Raw genomic sequence first — 4,534 nt, forward strand, 5'->3', positions numbered from 1 at the left:
TCCTAAATTCTTCATTCTTCATTATTAATTCTTAATTTCCAAGGATTTAAGCTATTTTTACAGAAAGTTTATTTTCCAGAGTATATTTCAAGTTTTCGCATTGTATCCCTATAATAGACTCCTAATATGGCTGCTTAATTTTTTTATGTTTTTTCACTTCTATTTTTAATGTTACCAAACATTTCAAGGATATTCTAAAACTAATTATTGATTAAATGGCTATTACTATATAAAATAGAACTTAGCTGTCATATATCTTCCTAATATATATGCTCTTATTTTTTTTGCAATTTTTACATACATTACTAGTCATATATTATGGTTTTATGTTAATAATATATTAATATTGTATTAACAGCTAAAAATGATATTATTTGATAAATGTAAGATTTAATATTATAATATTAAAAATAAATTTAAGGAGGAAACTATTGTGAAGAAAAATACAAAAGATGTAATTATAGTAGGTTTTGCTTTATTTGCCATGTTTTTTGGTGCTGGTAATTTAATATTCCCACCATTTTTAGGCAATGCTGTGGGCGACCAATATATCTTAGGGGTTATTGGATTTGTATGTACTGGGGTTGGCCTACCACTTCTTGCTATAATCTCCACAACAAAAGGTGATGGTACTTTTGAATCGATGGCATCTAAAATAGGACCAAAATTTTCTTTAATTTTTGCCACGATATTATTTATAGCAATAGGTCCCATGCTTGCGATTCCAAGAACTGCTGCAACCACTCACGAATTAACTATAAATCCTTTAATACCTGGTATTACTCCTTTTGTTTCAATGATAATATATTTTGGAATAAATTTAATGTTTGTACTAAAAAGTTCTTCTATAATTGACACTATAGGTAAATATCTTACTCCTGCATTAATACTTATATTAACATTTCTAATTGTAAAAGGAATAATTTTTCCTATCGGTGATATTATTTCTACTGATGCGACCTCTGTATTATCACTTTCTTTTATAGAAGGTTATCAAACTATGGATGCATTAGCTGGATTATTATTTGCCTCAATTATTACAAATGCACTTAGAGAAAAAAACTATTCAGAAAAAGAGATCCTTCCTATGACACTTAAATCAGGCGGTGTTGCTATAATTGGTCTAGCATTCATTTATGGTGGTTTAATGTTTTTAGGTGCTCAAACAAGTGGATTTGAAATTCCTAATTTGTCTAAGACAAGTTTATTATTATTAATATCTAAATCTATATTAGGTAATCTTGGTTCTACTACGATAGGTATTGCTATTGGACTTGCTTGTTTAACAACTTCCATTGGATTATTAGCCGCTGGTTCTTCATTCTTCGAAAAAATATCAAATGGAAAACTTCCTTATAAAGTAAATGCAATTGTAATTTCGATAATAAGTATTGTAATTGGCTCTCTTGGTGTTGATAATATTGTTGAGATATCCGGTCCTATTTTAAGCGTACTATATCCAGTAACAATAACTTTGATATTTACTACGTTAGCTGATAGATTAATAAAAAATATAAAAGCAGTAAGGCTTGGTGTTTATACTTCATTAGTATTTGGTATACTTCAAATAATACCTTCTATCAATCTAAATTTTATACCTCTTGGTGAATTAGGCTTTCCTTGGCTTGTTCCAACTGTGATTTCTATATTGATGGGGTATATTGTATTTCCTATATCAAAGCAAAAAATAAGTGATTTATAGTAAAAACAAGTGATTTATACTAAAAATAAGAATGTTGCTCTTAACTAAAGATTAGTAAAGAGCAGCATTTTTTATTATATAAATAAAACTCTTTTCTTTGTTTATAAAGCTACTATTAAGACTTTCCCCTCCGCCCTATATAGATGTACCACTTCTATAGTTGATCAATCCCTGAAAGCAATCGACATTTATTAACATTGACACTAATACTGCTAAATTCACAATTCACAGTTCACAATGCAAAATTCACAATTGTGGATATTTCTCAGCTGCCACTGAGAAATTTTAAATTGATTATTTCTTAAAGTTACGCAGTAACTTTTTTTTAAGGCTAGAAATATAAAATTGCTAGCAAAAAATATGTTTTAGGAAATTATTTTTCTAAAACATAATTTCTTCCTTAACTGTGCATTGTGAATTGTGCATTGTGCACTAATATAAGTTGTGAATTAATATATCAAACTGTAACTTATATTCAGACATACATTAAATTTTAGAGTAGTTTATATATATATATCCCCAATATATAATTTTTCTTAAGGGCATTTCACTAATAAAATGAAATACTCTTTTTTCTTTATATAAATCCAATTATTACATTTAAGTGCCCATTTATACAAAATCAGCGAAAGATGGACATTTCCATGATAGAGTTTAAATTATTATAGATATTTTATAAAAGATTTTTACTACAAAATTTATTTAATTTAATAAAATTAAACATGGTAAAAATTTTAATTTACTAAAATTTTTAACAAATGAAAGGAAGATGGTAAATGAAAAAGAAATCTTTGCTAAGTGGAATTATGACTCTCTTAATAGTATTTGGTACTGCTAATATCAGCTCCAAATTAGTTTATGCAAATACTAATGCGACAGGTATGTATGTAAGCCCTGTAAATGAAAAGAAAGCTGATATAATCTCAGTAGATTGGAGCACAACTAAAAATGCACCTAATACTTATTGGGCTGTCCATAATTGGAATGCTGGTGGAGAAGCTGGTGGATATGCTGGCTTTCAACAAAGAACTGATAAACGTACACTGCACTTTGCAATTTGGGATCCAGTATCTGTAAGGCAGCCAATTAAAGCAGAATATCTATCATCAAGCTCTACTTCATCACGATTTGGTGGAGAAGGAGAAGGAATGAAAGTAGAAACTAACTATGATTGGAAACCTAATAGTTGGTATAAAATGACTATGCGTAATTGGCAAGAAGATGGACATACTAAATTTGGACAATGGGTAAGAGACGAATCTACAAAAGAATGGGTGCAAATAGCTGTATTAGATTTTCCTGTAGCTAATGTAAACTTTGGCTGGGGAACAGGAATGTTCCAAGAAGATTGGGCAGGAAATGGTCAAGATGTGAGAAATGCTAGATTAAAAAATTTATATAGCAGAAGTGTTTCAAATCAAGATTGGAATTCTTTATATCAACAAAAAATTACTTGCCAATATCCTAATAAGAATTGGGATGGAGGAGGAAATCCTGAATATGTTTGGGTTGAGGCAGGTGGTAATACAAAGCCATCAATGACTAGTGAACAAGTATTTACTATAAATCAACCTAGCAAACCAGATGTTGGAACTTTAGATTTTGATATAACAAACGCTAAATATGAAAATAACTATTTAAATATTTCTTGGAAACTAAAAAATCAAAGTACTCCTCAGTTTAAAGGCAAAATAGAAATTTACAATAATCCTAGTATGACTGGTACTCCAATTAAAACTATAAATAATATTAAATCATATGAAAATTCTGTAAAAGAAAGTTGTCAATTGGCTAGTTCAACTGGTCTTTATGCAAAAGTAATTATAACTGATTTATTTGATAACACCATTAATAAATCAGCTACTTTAGCTGGTAGTACTGAAAATAATTATAAAGGATCAAACTTTACTTTTGATTTTAAAGGATATAGTGATAAGCAGTTTGCTAAATTTGACTTAAATCTTGATAAATTAACTAGTAAACTTACTATAGAAAATATTGAAACTCATTATTATTTTAATGATAGCTATGCATCAATTTTAATTCAAGACAATTTTGGAGAAACTGTTTTCTATAAAGATTTTATTGGTAATGAAATAAATGATGCTTTAGTAAAAGACATTCCTTTAAATGAAGGATATTATTTAACAGTTAAACACAGAGAATATTCTAATAGACTTTTTATAACTAATAGTGATAAGAATTTAGAGCTTAATAAAGCTGCTACTAATTCATATCAAATTACTAAAAATGAATTAAAACAAATTAGCGAAAACGATATACCAAACTCTAATAAAAATCCTTACTTAGGTAAAAGCTTCAATATAACTTTAAAAGGCTTAGGAGATTGGATTTTTGCAGAATTAAATTTAGATTTATTCTCTAAACAAGCTGAAATTAATATAGAAAAAGGCGAACCGCATGTTTACTTTACAGACAGTTATGCTTCAGTTTTAATTAGAGATGCTGAAGGAAATACTGTTTACACAGAAGACTTCGTTGGTAATAAGGCAAATGAATCACTAATTAAAAATATTGATGTTAAATCTGGATACTATATTACAATAAAACACAGAGAGCCAGATAATAGATTGTTAATTACAAATGTAGAAAATAAATTAGAATTAAAAAAAGCTGCTAGTATAACTTATAAGATTACTGATACTGGACTTGAAGAGTCTTCAGAGAATGAAATTCCTAAGTTGCCACTTGAAGATCAGTGGAAACCTGATATAAGCTATAATGCCGGAGATAAAGTTAGTTATAGTGGAAAGATTTATAGTGCAAAATGGTGGACACGAGGCTTTGCTCCAGATACAAAAGTGCAAAATT

Annotated in this window: 2 protein-coding genes; both read left to right on the forward strand. The window is 28.5% G+C overall.

Annotated features, from left to right (window positions below):
• The first annotated feature begins 433 nt into the window (after nucleotides 1-433).
• Complete coding sequence (brnQ, locus tag B2W91_RS18630) at nucleotides 434-1,702, forward strand: branched-chain amino acid transport system II carrier protein (protein ID WP_291583653.1); 1,269 nt, start codon at nucleotides 434-436, stop codon at nucleotides 1,700-1,702.
• Between the two features lie 776 nt (nucleotides 1,703-2,478).
• Nucleotides 2,479-4,534: putative mucin/carbohydrate-binding domain-containing protein (locus B2W91_RS18635; protein ID WP_291583655.1), on the forward strand; the 2,056-nt coding region annotated here is incomplete at its 3' end.

Origin of the sequence: Clostridium sp. UBA6640 (assembly GCF_002455975.1) — a bacterium.
Taxonomy (GTDB): Bacteria; Bacillota; Clostridia; order Clostridiales; family Clostridiaceae; genus Clostridium_J.